At 70.3% G+C, this 13,699-nt stretch carries 15 protein-coding genes; 7 read left to right on the plus strand and 8 right to left on the minus strand.

All coding sequences use genetic code 11. The features are described 5' to 3' along the window. Positions 1–57: 57 nt before the first annotated feature. Together ABT053_RS08575 and ABT053_RS08580 are read right to left on the minus strand one after the other, a co-directional pair. The gene (locus ABT053_RS08575) at positions 58–1,104 is read right to left on the minus strand and encodes a lytic polysaccharide monooxygenase auxiliary activity family 9 protein (protein ID WP_350968265.1); all 1,047 of its coding nucleotides are present in this window, start codon (positions 1,102–1,104) and stop codon (positions 58–60) included. Between the two features lie 436 nt (positions 1,105–1,540). Beyond that, entirely contained in the window at positions 1,541–2,020 is a 480-nt protein-coding gene (locus ABT053_RS08580) for a GNAT family N-acetyltransferase (RefSeq protein ID WP_350968266.1), read from the minus strand. 154 nt (positions 2,021–2,174) lie between these two features. Here ABT053_RS08580 and ABT053_RS08585 point away from each other — a divergent pair, with 154 nt between their 5' ends. Further along, positions 2,175–2,393, plus strand: coding sequence for an EF-hand domain-containing protein (locus ABT053_RS08585; RefSeq protein ID WP_350968267.1), 219 nt, complete (start codon positions 2,175–2,177; stop codon positions 2,391–2,393). Between the two features lie 187 nt (positions 2,394–2,580). On the opposite strand, the gene ABT053_RS08590 is transcribed toward ABT053_RS08585, so the two are convergent. After that, positions 2,581–2,928 (minus strand): STAS domain-containing protein, encoded by a 348-nt coding sequence (locus tag ABT053_RS08590; protein WP_350968268.1) that lies wholly within the window; start codon positions 2,926–2,928, stop codon positions 2,581–2,583. Between the two features lie 324 nt (positions 2,929–3,252). Here ABT053_RS08590 and ABT053_RS08595 point away from each other — a divergent pair, with 324 nt between their 5' ends. Further along, complete coding sequence (locus ABT053_RS08595) at positions 3,253–4,392, plus strand: acetate/propionate family kinase (protein ID WP_350968269.1); 1,140 nt, start codon at positions 3,253–3,255, stop codon at positions 4,390–4,392. Between the two features lie 393 nt (positions 4,393–4,785). On the opposite strand, the gene ABT053_RS08600 is transcribed toward ABT053_RS08595, so the two are convergent. Beyond that, a complete protein-coding gene (locus ABT053_RS08600) occupies positions 4,786–5,178 on the minus strand; it encodes an isoamylase early set domain-containing protein (protein ID WP_350968270.1) in 393 nt (130 codons plus the stop codon). A 291-nt stretch (positions 5,179–5,469) separates the two neighbouring features. Between ABT053_RS08600 and ABT053_RS08605 the strand changes: the two genes are divergently transcribed. After that, the gene (locus tag ABT053_RS08605; protein ID WP_350968271.1) at positions 5,470–6,099 is read left to right on the plus strand and encodes a nucleoside/nucleotide kinase family protein; all 630 of its coding nucleotides are present in this window, start codon (positions 5,470–5,472) and stop codon (positions 6,097–6,099) included. A gap of 353 nt (positions 6,100–6,452) precedes the next feature. On the opposite strand, the gene ABT053_RS08610 is transcribed toward ABT053_RS08605, so the two are convergent. Together ABT053_RS08610 and ABT053_RS08615 are read right to left on the minus strand one after the other, a co-directional pair. Beyond that, the gene (locus ABT053_RS08610) at positions 6,453–6,734 is read right to left on the minus strand and encodes a hypothetical protein (protein WP_350968272.1); all 282 of its coding nucleotides are present in this window, start codon (positions 6,732–6,734) and stop codon (positions 6,453–6,455) included. A 130-nt stretch (positions 6,735–6,864) separates the two neighbouring features. Further along, entirely contained in the window at positions 6,865–7,113 is a 249-nt protein-coding gene (locus ABT053_RS08615) for a hypothetical protein (RefSeq protein ID WP_350968273.1), read from the minus strand. 157 nt (positions 7,114–7,270) lie between these two features. Here ABT053_RS08615 and ABT053_RS08620 point away from each other — a divergent pair, with 157 nt between their 5' ends. Next, a complete protein-coding gene (locus ABT053_RS08620; RefSeq protein WP_350968274.1) occupies positions 7,271–7,951 on the plus strand; it encodes a hypothetical protein in 681 nt (226 codons plus the stop codon). Positions 7,952–7,984: 33 nt separating this feature from the next. On the opposite strand, the gene ABT053_RS08625 is transcribed toward ABT053_RS08620, so the two are convergent. Both ABT053_RS08625 and ABT053_RS08630 read right to left on the minus strand, forming a co-directional pair. Continuing rightward, on the minus strand, positions 7,985–8,770 hold the full coding sequence (locus tag ABT053_RS08625; RefSeq protein ID WP_350968275.1) for an NIPSNAP family protein: 786 nt from the start codon (positions 8,768–8,770) through the stop codon (positions 7,985–7,987). Positions 8,771–9,091: 321 nt separating this feature from the next. Next, on the minus strand, positions 9,092–9,580 hold the full coding sequence (locus ABT053_RS08630; protein ID WP_350968276.1) for a PepSY domain-containing protein: 489 nt from the start codon (positions 9,578–9,580) through the stop codon (positions 9,092–9,094). A 325-nt stretch (positions 9,581–9,905) separates the two neighbouring features. On the opposite strand from ABT053_RS08630, the gene ABT053_RS08635 reads away from it, so the two are divergent. The 3 genes from ABT053_RS08635 to ABT053_RS08645 all read left to right on the plus strand — a co-directional run bounded on the left by ABT053_RS08635 (position 9,906) and on the right by ABT053_RS08645 (position 13,659). Continuing rightward, positions 9,906–11,399: an Nramp family divalent metal transporter gene (locus ABT053_RS08635; protein ID WP_350968277.1), complete on the plus strand. Its 1,494-nt coding sequence runs from the start codon at positions 9,906–9,908 to the stop codon at positions 11,397–11,399. A gap of 357 nt (positions 11,400–11,756) precedes the next feature. Further along, complete coding sequence (locus ABT053_RS08640; protein ID WP_350968278.1) at positions 11,757–12,461, plus strand: hypothetical protein; 705 nt, start codon at positions 11,757–11,759, stop codon at positions 12,459–12,461. Between the two features lie 283 nt (positions 12,462–12,744). Beyond that, the gene (locus ABT053_RS08645) at positions 12,745–13,659 is read left to right on the plus strand and encodes a Sco1979 family transcriptional regulator (protein ID WP_350968279.1); all 915 of its coding nucleotides are present in this window, start codon (positions 12,745–12,747) and stop codon (positions 13,657–13,659) included. Positions 13,660–13,699 lie beyond the last annotated feature (40 nt).

The raw sequence follows: 13,699 nt of genomic DNA on the forward strand, positions 1-13,699 counted from the left end.
GCGGGCGCGGGCCGGTCCCCGCCGGTGCGTACCGGCACCGGCGGGGACCGCGTCCCGCTAGGGGCTGCTACAGGTGACGGTGGGGGAGCCGCTGGTTCCCGTCCCGGTGAATCCGAAGGTGGTCGAGCCGCCGCCCGCCAGCGTCCGGTTCCAGTCGACGTTCTTCGCCGTGACGGTGGATCCCGACGTGGTGTGCGTGGCGTTCCACAGGCTGTTCACCGTGCTGCCGCTGCCGAGCGTCCACCTCGCCGTCCAGCCGTTGAGGGCGGCCGTGCCCGAGTTGCGTACGGTCACCTCGGCCTGGAAGCCGCCCGACCAGGAACTGATGGTCCGGTAGGTGGCGGTGCACGCCCCGCCGGGGCCGGGGGTCGGCGTCACGGTCGGGGTGGGGGTGGGCGTCGGGTTCGGGGTCGGCGTCACGGTCGGGTTGGGCGTGGGACCCGTCCGGCCGACACCGGTCACCTCGCCGTTGCCGCCGTCGAAGACGACGTCGGAGCAGTTGTAGAACGTCTCCGCGCTGTCGGAGCGCTTCCACACCGAGTAAATGATGTGACGGCCCGACTTGCCCGACGGGAGCGTGGCGTTCCAGTAGTAGTGGGCGTCGTTGGTGCCCGGCGAGCCGACGCTCTGCGGGTGGTCGGCCGTGTGGAAGGGCTCACTCTCCAGGTCGTCCCAGGTCAGCGCCCGGTTGGGGTTCCAGTCGTCCTTGGTGATGTAGAGGTAGAACCAGCCGGGGTGGGCGGCCCACTTGTTGTACTTGAACTGGATGGGCGCGCCCGAGGTCAGGTGCGTCACCGGCCAGTTGGCGCTCGGCAGGTCGTACCCGCTGTAGCCGGGGTTGCCGCCGCTGCACGCCTGGCCGTCGGGGATGAACCCGCGGGTCCGCCCGGCCCCGTCGGACCGCAGCAGGCTGAACCAGTTGTACAGGGAGTTGGCCCCGCTCTGGGCCACCGCGGCCGAGCACGCCTGGTTGATGGGCACGATGTTCCCCTGCGGGGAGAGACCGTCCTGCCAGCAGAAGAAGGTCCGGCTGCCGGGCGTCATCATGGCGCCGTGCGCCGAGGCCGACTGGGGAATGAGGACGACGGCAAGGAGCGCGGTCATGAACGTGACCACACCGGCGACAGCCATACTTCGCCATTTACTCACAGAATTACCCTCCCTTTCGAGGGGTGACGAGTCGCTGATCAATGGCGGTGAGGCGCTCACGCGAGACGGACTCTAGGTCGCCGATCCCGGGGTGTAAACGAAGCGCTTTCCCCGCGGTGCGGCTACGACTCGTCGTACCAGCTCAGGGAGGGTGTGTGGAGGTTTCGCGAGATGAAAGGTTCACGGCCGGAGCCGTGCTCCGGTGAGGTTTTCGCGCGCGGGCTTCCTGGAAGGTGTGAGAACGCCGCGCGTGAGAACGGAAGACCGGCCGGAAGGGTGTTCCGGCCGGTCTTCACCGTGCGGGACGGCCCGGGAGAAAATCCCTTTTCCGGTACGGCCGCCGGGCGCTTCCCTTCCGGTGCGGCTATCGGTGTTTCTCTTCCGGTACCGGCTACCGCGTGTTTCCCGCGGCGACCTTCTCCAGTGCGGGGCCGGAGAGCCGGTACCTGTCCCACTCGCCGAGCGGTTCCGCGCCGATCGCCCGGTAGAAGTCGATGGCCGGGGTGTTCCAGTCGAGCACCGACCATTCGAAGCGGCCGTAGCCGCGCTCCACGCAGATGCCCGCCAGCGTGGCGAGCAGCTTCTTGCCGTACCCGCCGCCCCGGTGGTCGGGGTGGACGAAGAGGTCCTCGAGATAGATCCCGTGGGTGCCGAGCCAGGTCGAGTAGGAGACGAACCAGATCGCGAACCCCGCGATCCTGTCCCCGTCGACGGCGATGTGGCAGAACACGCTGGGGGAGGGGCCGAAGAGCGTCTCGTGGAGCATGCCGGGGGTGTTCCGGACCTCGTCCAGCGCTTTCTCGTACTCCGCGAGTCCACGGATCATGTCGATGATCGCCGGGACGTCGTCCGGCGTTGCGGGGCGAATCATGCCCGAAGTCTAGGCGCGGGCCGTGACCACGCCGGTGCCAAAAAAGGATTTTTGGTGATAAAAGGTGTTATATGGGTCGGTTGGCTGGACGGGGCGCCCCTCCCGTAAGTTGTCTGCTGATCGAAGTGCGGGTCGTTGAGAGAGGTGGGTCACCATGTCGACAGAGCCCAACGGGGAGCGTCTGGCGGAGCTCAGGCAGGCGTTCGCGGCCATCGACACCGATGGCGACGGGTTCATCACGGAGCGGGAGTTCGGTGAGCACTTCCCCGCGCTGCCCGCCGAGGCCATCGGGTCGCTGAACCAGAACGGTGACTCCGACGGCGACGGCCGGTTTTCGTTCGAGGAGTTCGTTCGCCTGGTCTCCCGCGACTGATCCGCCCCTCGCCCCCGAAACGCGTTTCTCCCGGAAGCGGTTCCTCCCGGAAGTGGCCCCTTCGCCCGTCGCCGGAGCCGGTGGCCCCTTCCGGGAGCGGGTGCCGTCACGTGCGGGTCCTCCGCCGACGGGAACGTCGAAGGGGTCGACGGGAGGTCGAGAGGGATTGAAGGGGATTGAGGCGGGATCAGCGCGAGACGGGGACGATCCCGTCGGAGACCTCGCGCAGCGACTCCTCGATGCTGGAGTCGATGGGGAACGCCTCTCTCAGCCTGGTCAGGTCGAGCAGGCGGCCGAGGAATCCGTGCACGCCGACGAGGCGCAGCCAGCCCTTCCGCTCGTAGGCGCGCCGCAGGCTCGTCAGCAGCACCCAGATGCCCGTGGAGTCGCAGAATCCCAGCCCCGTCGTGTCGACGACCAGGCAGACGTGGCCGCGTCTCATGAAGTCCGCGAGCCGCTCTTCGAGCAGAGGTGCCGAGGACTTGTCCAGATCGCCGATCAGGGTCACCACGGAGAAGTGCGGATGCGCGTCCACAGTGACGGATAGTCGAGTCATATCGCCCCGCTGTCTACGGCAGTTGGGGACAGCGCCCTGTTGGGAGCCGTACGAAGGACGGGTGCCATTGGCCCCACCGTACGCCCGTGGCTCATGACAGTTCAACAAGCGATTGTGAAACGCCGAAGGTCAAGAAGTCCGGTGGCGGGGTGCCGCGACCCGTTCCGGCCACCCGGTCCGGGGCATCGTCACCCCAGGTCGTCGCGGTAGAACGGACCTCTGCGGAGGCCCGCGTGGAGCGGCGGGCTGACGGGTCCGCGACAGGTATCGTTTGTCCTTATCACCCCCGGGCACGCCAGGGGGATGGGAACCACTGACCCGGCGGTGCTCACCGTCAACGCGGGATCGTCGAGCCTCCAGCTCCACCTCGTCCGTGACGGCGAGGTCCTGCGCACCGAGCACAGCGAGCGGAGCCCCGACCCCGGGACGGCCGAACGGGCGATCTCGGACTTCCTCGACGCCGCCCCCGACACCGGCCTCGCCGCGGTCGGCCATCGCCTCGTCCACGGGGGCGAGGCCGTACGGGAGCCGACGGTCGTGGACGACGGCGTGCTGGAGGCGGTACGGGAGTACGCCGACCTCGCCCCGCTGCACGTGCCGCCCGCCCTCGCGCTCGTCGAGGCCGCCCGGCGCAGGCTGCCCGGCGTCCCGCACGTGCTCTGCCCCGACACCGCCTTCCACGCCGGGCTCCCCGACGCCGCCGCCACCTACGCGCTGCCCGCGGAGTGGCGGAGCCGCTACGGCCTGCGCCGCTACGGCTTCCACGGCCTGTCGTACACCTGGGCGCTGGGACGGGCCGCGGAGCTGCTCGGCCGGCCCGCGGGAACCCTGCAGGTGGTCCTGGCCCATCTCGGCGGAGGCTCCTCGGTGTGCGCCGTCCGCGAGGGCCGCAGCGTGGACACCTCGATGGGGTTCACCCCGCTGGAGGGGGTCCCGATGAGCAAGCGGTCGGGGAGCGTCGATCCCGGCATGCTGCTGTGGCTGCTGTCCGGTTCCCGGCTCACGCTCGACGAGCTGCGCGACGGCCTGGAGCACGGGTCGGGGCTGCTCGGCCTCTCGAACGGGAAGTCGGGCGACACCCGGGAACTGATCGCCTCCGGGGATCCCGCCGCCGCGCTGGCCCTGGAGGTGTTCGAGCACCGGGTGAGCCGGGAGATCGCCGCCGCCGCGACGAGCCTGGACCGGCTCGACGCGCTCGTGTTCACCGGCGAGATCGGGTGGGACCAGCCCGAGGTCCGCGAGGCCGTCTGCCGCAGGCTCTCGCTCCTCGGCGTCGAGCTGCCCGCCCGTACCGCTCCCGGCGTCGGCGCCGATGCCGCTTCCGACGCCGATACCGATGCCGACGGCGCGGTCAGCGCGCCCGGCGCGTCCGTGCCCGTGCTGGTGGTCCGGCCGAGAGAGGAACTGCAACTCGCCCGCGACACCCTCGGCGCGCTCGACTGACATCGGCTGACAACGGTCGGCATCGGCTGGAGGCCGGCGCGGGATCCGGTCGTCGCGGTCCGTCGTCGCGGTCCGTCGCGGTTTGTGGCGGTTCGCCGCGGTTCGAGGAAAGGAATGGGTCGTCGCCGTCGCTGTCGGCCCGATGGTCCGGCGGGTTCGACAGGGGACCGGCGCGCCGCCGTTGAGCTCGGGGAGGGAGTCCGGATCGGTGCCGCCGGTGCACCGGACGGGTCCAGGGGGGTTCGGCGGGTTCGCTCGCGAGTTCTCGCGGGGCGGCCCGCCCCTTCCGTGTCCCTGCCGGGAGGGAACGGGGCGGGCCGTCACACTGATCGCGGAGACGGTGGAACGGTCTGCCCCGTGAAGGGGGCCGTCCTGCGAGCGGTCACCGAGACACTAGGAGGCGGCCACCGAGGCCGTGACCGGCTGCCCGGCCGAGAGCGTCTGCCGCATCGGCTTGCCGACGTTACGCGCCGCGTTGGGGCCTTCCGGCGCCTCCTGGACGTCGGCGGGATTGATCCGGCCGCCGTGCTCGTCGTGGTGGTCCGCGTCCGCGTCGTCGAACCACACGCCGCCGTCCGCGAGGTAGCGGAAGCGGATGGGCTGCCGGGCGGGGACCATCAGGCTCACCTGGTAGGTGCCGTCGTCCCTGCGTTGCATGGGATGGGCGTAGGGGTCCCAGCCGTTGAAGTCGCCGACCAGCGAGACTCCTCCGACGGTCGGGCTCTCCGTTATGCTGAAAGTCAGTTTGACCTGGCCGTTCTTGGTCGGCTTACCGCGCTTGATCACTGAAATCCTCCTGACATCACTGTCTCCGTGCGTAACGTGCCGTGATCTTGGTTGCGGAAAGACGTGAGATTCACGCCAACTACCGGACCGCGCCGACATGGGTGTGACGCGACCAGGAGGCCGACGCCCAGTCACGGCCGAACCGTCGATCCATATGGATCGTTACCGCCCGTAGCGGCGGGACAACCCGGACAGACCGATATTTGATCGGCATCACGTCCGACTTTGACCGGGTCATGATGGTTGACCGGCCCCGGCCGGAGACGGGTGCGAATCGGCCAGGATGGTGGGGTGAACATACGGCCGATCTCCCCGTCGTCGCTGGTGGAGGAACTCGCTGACCGGGTGGCCACGGCACCCCGCGACTCCTGGGTGCGCGTCGCGCTCGACGGGGCTCCGGCGGCGCGGCCGGAGAGCCTCGCCGACGCGCTCACCGAACCGCTCCGGCTCCGCGGCAGGGAGGTGCTCCGCGTCTCCACCGCCGACTTCCTGCGCCCGACCTCGCTCCGCTTCGAGTACGGCCGGACCGACCCCGACTCCTTCTACGCCGACTGGTTCGACTACGGAGGGCTGGCCAGGGAGGTCCTGAGGCCGCTCGATCCGGGCCGGTCGGGGAAGGTGCTGCCCACGCTGTGGGACAGCGCCGTCGACAGGGCCACCCGCGCGCCCTACGTCACGGTCCCCCCGGGCGGGGTGCTGCTGCTGGCCGGGCCCCTGCTGCTGGGCCGGGGGCTGCCGTTCGAGCTGACCGTGCACCTGCGGCTCTCCCCGGGCGCGCTCGCCCGGCGCACCCCGGACGAGCAACGCTGGACGCTGCCCGCCTACGCGCGCTACGAGGAGGAGGTGGCTCCGGGAGAGGTCGCGGACGTGGTCGTCCGCGTCGACGACCCGAGACATCCGGCCCTGGTCACCTGGTCATGACCGGCCTCCGGACGGAACGGAACCCGGAACCGTGACGGGAGCGGGACGGGAACGGGGTGAGGGGAGCCGGGCATGAGACCGTGGTGAGGCCGGGCGCGGGAGCCGGGAGAGATCCGGGCGGGGTCGACGGCAGGCGGTGACAGAGGGCAGGAGCGGCGGCGGGGGGACGGCAGAGGGCGGGGGCGACGGCAGGGGGCGGCAGAGGGCGGGGGGCGGCGGCAGAGAGCAGGGGCCAGGAGCCGGACCGGCGGGGTGGGGACCCGGACGCGGAGGGCGATCGGACGAGGAGGGCGATCGGACGCGGAGGCAGGGCGCGTCCGGGGACGCGCCCTGCCTGCGACCGTCCGGCGGCGCTACACGCCCGCGCGCGAGGGAATCCTGCCCTCGGAGTCGGAGTACGAGCCGCGGAACGAGTCCTGCTCGATGGAGGACCGCATCTCCTCGCGGGTCTCCTCCATGCGCAGCGCGATTCCCATCGCGAAGAAGGTCGGCGCCCACTCGCCGATGAAGATCCCCCACCGGTCGGCCCGGTCGACCCCCGCGCTCTCCTTCGAGTTCGACGTGAACCACACCGCGACCGACGCGCCGATCGAGGCGAGCCCGGCGACGTACATCATGCTGGACTTTATGCCCATCTTGTGAAGCGTATTGATCATTTCATCCCCCTGATGATGGTTCGCTCTTATGGTTACCCCGGGAAATCACGGATAACCGAATGTGACGAACCGCAGGTGGGGGGATCCCCGGGAGGGTGGGCGTCGTCGCCTATCTCGTACCGCGTGGCCGCGCGTGGTCGGGCTCGCCCTCCCCGCCGAGGCGTTTGAGGAGGTCCTCGCGCCTGGCTTCGAGCTCGCCGACAAGGATCTCCTGCTCGTCGGCCTGGTTGATCATCATCGACCGCTCGGCGGGGTCGGTGGGGCCGACCTCACCGACCTGCCTCCGCATCTCGGCGACCTCGGCACGCAGCCTCTCCAGATCCTCTTCGACTTGCCGCAGTTCTTCCTGAAGGCTCATTCGCTGTCCATACCCCTGCGTTCGGCTTCGATTCCACGATCTTGGCCGTGTCGCCCCGGACCCGCTCGCCGCTCACCGGTCCCGCGCCCCCGGTAACCGGGGAAGGCGCCTCGCGCGGTGGCGGGAACCCGACCGGCCCGGCCGGTGTACCTCCCGTATGAGACGAATTCTTCTCCTCCTGGCGTTCATCGTTCCCCTGCTGGCCCTCGGTGCCCCGGCGCGGGCGGGAGGCTGGGCGCTCACCGTGATGGACCCGGTCCCGGCGACGAGCCCGGACACGACGTACACCCTCGGCTTCTGGTTGCTCCAGCACGGCACCCACCCGTACGAGGGCGCCGACCTGGGTGAGGTCGCGCTGAAGTTCACCGACGGCAAGAGGAGCCTCCAGTTCTCCGGCGTGGCGCTGAAGGAGCCCGCCCACTACGCCGCCGCGGTCTCGCTGCCCAAGGGCACCTGGGAGGTGGAGGCGATCCAGGGCTGGTTCTCGCCCTACCCGATCGGCACCCTGACCGTGCCCGGCCGGCTGAAGGTCGCCCCGGTTCCCAGGGAGTTCAGGCAGATGATCGCCAACCAGCCGCCGCGGCAGGACTACTGGGGTGCGATCCGCCCGCCGAGTGTGCCCCTCGGCGACGTCACCCCCGGCACCCCTCCCTCCAGGTCCGCCACGCCCACGCCCGTCGCCACTCCGGCGGCTGCGCCCGCCGGGGGTTCACCGGCGGAGACGACCAGCGTCGCGATCGTGGAGCAGGGATCCTGGTGGCGGCCCTCGTACGTGGTGGCGGGGCTTCTGGGTGTCGCCGCTCTCACGGCTCTCGCCTACCGGGTACGGCGGCGCTGACCGCCGGGGCAGTGGCCTCGCCCACGGCCGGGGTCAGCGGAGCAGGGATCTCGCCGTCGGCGTCAGGTTCAGCCGCTCGGGAGGGGAGACCAGGCGCGCCGACAGCTCGGGAAGGACCTCCCGTGCCCACCTCTCCGAACGCGCGAGCCGCGCGGCGTGCTCGTCGTGCCGTTCCCGGCTCGCGAAGGCGGAGAACCACACGAAGACGTCTTCGCCGGTCCGTACCGGCAGGGCCGGATAGGTGTTCTCGGCGTGCTCGGTCAGCAGGCGGGCCAGCGGCGCGGCACCCGTCTCCGCCAGCAGCGGTGCCACCCGGTCGTCGAAGAACCGGGCGAACTCGTCACCGGGTATGCCCGGGTGACAGATGGTCGCGGTGAACCACGACGAGGCCGCCTCATCGTGGGCCGGGGGAGCGGCCGTGGCCGCATCGCCCGCCGTGGGGCGGACGGCGCCCGAGAGGTCGAAGCCCGTTCCCGGGGCCGCCGGGCGGAGCAGCAGGACGTCGTCCGAGTCGATCATCGTCCCGTTGGCCTCGTCGCGATGGGCCTTCCACACCGGTCCCCCGTAGAAGGCCGCCAGCGCCTCGGCCCGCGACCCCATGTCACGGAACCCGCGCAGCCAGACGAACCTCTCCGGGTCGTCCCGGTCGCGGAACTGGCCGACGACGCGCATGCCCACGGCCTCCTGGGACTCGACGAACTCCCTGTCGAACAGGGTGATCAGGTCGTCCCTCCTGCCGGGGTGCAGCGTGTAGCGCCTCAGTTCGAGGATCGGGCAGCAGGTGTTCTCCGCCTGCCCGTGACGGGCGTCGTTCGTCACCGTGGTCGGTCCTTCCCGGTACTGCTCAGTGGTGCCCGCATGCTAGGAGCGGGTCACTGACACCTTGCGTCAGTGACCCGCTCCCATGGCCGGGCCGCCACCGGGCCCCCACCGAGCCCCCCGGGCCGCCACCGGGCCGCCACCGCGTCGCGTCCGGCCGGGTTCGAAGGCCGTGCCGGGGGATGGTCCGAGGGTCGCCCGGAGAACTACCGGGGGACCGCCGGGGGATTGTCCGAGACCGTGCCGGGGCCCGAAGACCGGAGCCCGTGACACACGAGGTGTCACGGGCTCCTTCCCCCTCAGCTGTCTTCCTGCTTGCTGTCAGTCGTCGTCCTGGTCGTCGGCGTCGTCGTCGGTGTCGTTGACGTCATCGGTGTCATTGGCGTCATCGGCGGCGTCGGCGGCACGCTCCGCGGCGGTCTCGGTCTCCTGGTCCTGCTCCAGGATCGCGCCGCTGGTGGCGTCGATGTCGAACTCGTGCTCGACGTCACCCTGGAGGAATTCGACCTCCCAGCTGGTGGGGGTGTCGTCGCCGTCGAACTCGGCCTTGACGAGCTTGGCGCCGGGCACCTTGTCCTGAGCGATCTTGATGGCCGCGTCCCGCTTGACCTTGGCCTCGGCCTCGCCGGGCGCGGGGGTCGCGGGAGTGGTCCGGGTCCCGGGCGTCTCGCCGACCGGTGCGGGACTCGTCGCCGTACCGCTTGGGGCCGGGGTGGGCGTCGCGGTTCCGGCGAAGGCTACTGCGCTACCCCCGGAGACGACGGCGAGAAGTCCGGCGGCGGCGATGGTGAGTTTCGTCGTGTTTCGCATGTCCACCACCTTGCCGGGCCACCCGTTAGCGGCACGCTGCGGAAACCCTAAAGGCAGGTTAAGGCCGCCGAGCCTCTCCGGCCCCTGTGTCCGGCCCCTGTCACCGGCCCCCGTTTCCGGTCCCTGCCTCCGGCTCCCCGTCTCGGGCTTTCTGTTTCCGGCTCCTCGGCCCCGGCTGCTCGGCTCCAGTTCCTCGGCTCCGGTTTCTTGTCCCGGGACCCGGATCCGGGAGATGGCCGCGGAGCATCACGAATGGGGTCTTGTCGAAGTGCGATCAGAGGATCACTGTCGTAACAGGGGGGTTCCGCAACCCTGGAGGATCGTCATGACTGAAGTCACCCGGTCCCATCCGCTCGGAGTCAGCCGCCCGGATCTCGCCGTCGCGGACCTGCCCGAGCCCGAGGAGGTCTTCGGAGTCGCCCGGCTTGGGAAGAAGGAGCTGTTCAAGTTCGCCGTAGGCCCGAGCCTCATCGCGCTCGGCATCTCCATCGGCAGCGGTGAGTGGCTGCTGGGGCCGCAGGCCGTCGGCCAGTACGGGTTCGTCGGGGTGGGCTGGGTCATCCTGGTCTCGGCCATCCTGCAGACCTTCTACAACGTCGAGTGCTCGCGCTACGTCGTGGCCACCGGTGAGGCGCCGGTGGTCGGCTGGGGGCGGGTCCCGCCCGGCTTCCAGCTCTGGGTGCCGCTCTCGGTCTTCGTCGTGATCTTCGCGTTCATCGCCGGAGGCTGGGCCGCCTCCGCCGGGCAGGGCGTCTACGCGCTCGTCCACGGGGAGGTCGCGCCCGCCGGGGCCGAGGAACCCCGGCTGTGGGCGATCGCCCTGCTCCTGCTCGTCTTCGTCATCACCGCCGCCGCCCGCAGGATCAGCCGGGCCCTGGAACTCGCCAACTGGGGCATGGTCGGCGCGATCCTGGTCGCGCTGCTGGTCATCGACCTGTTCGTGGTGCCGTTCGAGATCTGGTGGGACGCGATCCGCGGTTTCGTCACCCCCGCGGCGCCACCGGCGGGCATCACCGCCACCCAGCTCGGCGCGCTGGCCGGGTTCACCGCGCTCGCCTCCGGGCTGAACTGGTACGTCATGGGCCACTACCGCGACAAGGGCTACGGCATGGGCTACCGGACCGGGTTCATCGCCGGGATGCGCGGGCCGAAGAGCGAGCTGCTGGCCAGCGGCGTGACCTTCCCCGACGACGAGGCCAACGCGGGCCGCTGGCGCCGCTGGTACCGCCTGCTGCTGGTCGACATGTGGGGCGTCTTCTTCGTCGGGGCCGTCCTCGGGATGCTGCTGCCCACCATCCTGATGTCCAGGGCGGTCGAGCTGTCCGGCGAGCGGCCGACCCAGGAGAACGTCCCGACGTTCGTGGCGAGCGCCCTGGGTGACGAGTACGGCCAGGCCATGTTCGTCGGCGCGCTCATCCTGGGGGTGCTCATCCTCTTCTCCACCCAGCTCGGCATCTTCGAGGCGATGGTCCGGGTGGTGACCGACGCCGCCCACGCCACCAGCCCCCGGCTGCGGGTGCTCATCGAGGGCGATCCCCGCAGGTTCTACTACCCGTTCATGTTCGGGCTGCTGGTGGTCATCGCCGTCGTGCTGCACCTGGCACTCCCGATAAGCCTGGTGCAGTGGTCGGCCAACATGTCCAACCTGGGCGCGCTGATCTATCCGTTCATGCTCATGTACCTCAACGCGAGGTTGCCCCGCCCGGCGCGTCCCCGCTGGTGGCACTACGTGATCCTGGTGCTCAACTTCCTGTTCTTCGGGTTCTTCTTCGTCAACTTCATCGCCGACTTCGTCGGAGACCCGCTCGTCACCTTCTGATCCAGGCAACCCTGTCCCCGCGTTCCCGCGTTCCCGCGTTCCCGCGTTCCCGCGTTCCCGCGTCCCCGTGACGGACTTCCGTCGCGGGGACGCGGAGCGACGGTGAAGGCGGAGAGGGACGGAGAAGAACGGAGAAGAACGGAGAGGAGGCGGGTGACACCCGCCGAACCCCGCTGAACCCCGCCGAACCCGGCTGAACCCGGCACCCCGGTCCTGCGTACCTGCTGGTGAAAGCGACCTCGAAACCGGTGGCGCGAGACGGGACCCGAACCCCGGTCCCGTCTCGCGGCCGGGCGCGATCCGCCGTCGTGCCCGCACGCCCTCGACGACGCGGTTCTCCACGCTGGAAGGATTGGGATGGACGACATCACGGCCTCCGTCGGGACTCTTCGCCCCCGCTCCGGGACCTCGTGCCCTCCGTGGTGCGAGCGCGACCACGCCACCACGTACGTCACCCACGCGGCCGACATCGCCGAGTTGCGCAATCCCGACGGGTCCACGGTGACCGTCACGCTCTCCCAGCACGTCCAGCCGGGGTACGTGGGGGAGCAGGTGGTGCGCGTCTACACCTGCCTCGGCGAGGAGACCGGGATCGCCGACCTGTCGGCGGACTCCGCCGAGGCGGTCGGGCGCTCGATCGTCTCCTTCTCCCCGGACGGATCCACGGACGGATCCATGCGCGCGTACGGGCTGGCCCTGCAGCGGGCCGCCGCCCACCTGCTGTTTCCCGGGCTGGAGGTGTCGCGCGACGGGGAGGGGGCGTCGAGGCCGGTCAAGGTGCCCGGCCGGTCCTCCGCCGAGTCGCCCTCGCAGGAGAAACTGTTCAGGATCGCGTTCCTGTCCGGCTATCTCAACGTGACGAGGGCGCCGGGGCCGTTGAGCGGGGGCGTGGTCGAACGCCGTCTCAGCCGGGTGCTGTCGCCGAGGGAGACGAGCGAGCTGTGCGACATCGTGCGCGGCATGCTGTCGCGCCGTGCCGCCACCGCGGGCCGGGGGGCCTTGCACGGTGACGCGTACGGCGACCCGCGCGACGACACGTACGACCTCGCGTCGGGACTGTGACGTCAGGACTGTGACGTCGGGTCTGGTGACGTCGGGTCTGGTGACGTCGGGTCTGGTGACGTCGGGACTGTGACATCGGGACTGTGACGTCGCGTCGGGATCGGGGCGCGGAGGGGTTTCGGACGCGGCCCGCCGAGCGAGAGAGCAGCGGGAAAGGGAGATTTGTCTCGATCTGCACATGCGGGTGCAAGTGCAGAAGCAAGGGCGTGCGTGACGGAGCTGTGCGAAACGCGTTGTATGTGTGAAACTGTGGCACCGTAGGAAGGTGCGACAGGGAGCCCACATGGCCAGACAGACCGCGGAAGACGGCGGCGAGCAAGGCGGCGTTCTCGCGTACGCGGGTGGTGGCGGCCCCACCATCCTGCGGATCCTGCTGGGCGCCCAGCTGCGGAGGCTGCGCGTCGCCAAGGACATCACCCGCGAGCAGGCGGGCTACGCCATCCGCGCCTCCCACGCCAAGATCAGCCGGCTGGAGCTCGGGCGGGTCGGCTTCAAGGAACGCGACGTCGCGGACCTGCTGACGATGTACGGGGTGACCGACACCGAGGAAAGGGCCCCGCTGCTCACGCTGGCCCGCCAGGCCAGCGCCCCCGGCTGGTGGCACAAGTACGGGGACCTGCTCCCCAACTGGTTCCAGGTCTACGTCGGGCTCGAAGAGGCCGCCTCGATCGTCCGGACCTACGAGGTGCAGTTCATCCCCGGCCTCCTGCAGAGTCCCGAATACGCGCGGGCCGTCATCATGCTCGTGCACGGCGCCGCCGCCCCGGACGAGGTCGACCGCCGCGTCGCGCTCCGTATGGCCCGCCAGGAGCGCCTGAACAGGCCGGACGCCCCGACGCTCTGGGCCGTGATGGACGAGGCCGTGCTGCGGCGGCCCATCGGCGGGCCCCGGGTGCTGCGCGCCCAGATCGACCACCTGCTCGACGCCGTCGAGATGCCCAACGTCAGGCTGCAGATCATGCCGTTCGAGCGGGGCGGTCACGCCGCGGCCGGCGGCCCGTTCTCCATCCTGCGCTTCCCCGAGCGGGACCTGCCCGACGTGGTCTACATGGAGCAGCTGACGAGCGCCCTCTACGTGGACAAGCTGGAGGAGACCGACCACTACATGCAGGTCATGGACCGTCTGTGCATCCAGGCGTACTCCGTCTCCGAGAGCAAGCAGTTCCTGCGCGACCTCCGCGAGGAGCTCCAGGACTGACCGGGCCGGGTGTGGTTTCAGGGTAATTGCGACGTCTGAT

It is taken from the genome of Streptosporangium sp. NPDC002524 (assembly GCF_040295985.1).
GTDB lineage: Bacteria > Actinomycetota > Actinomycetes > Streptosporangiales > Streptosporangiaceae > Streptosporangium.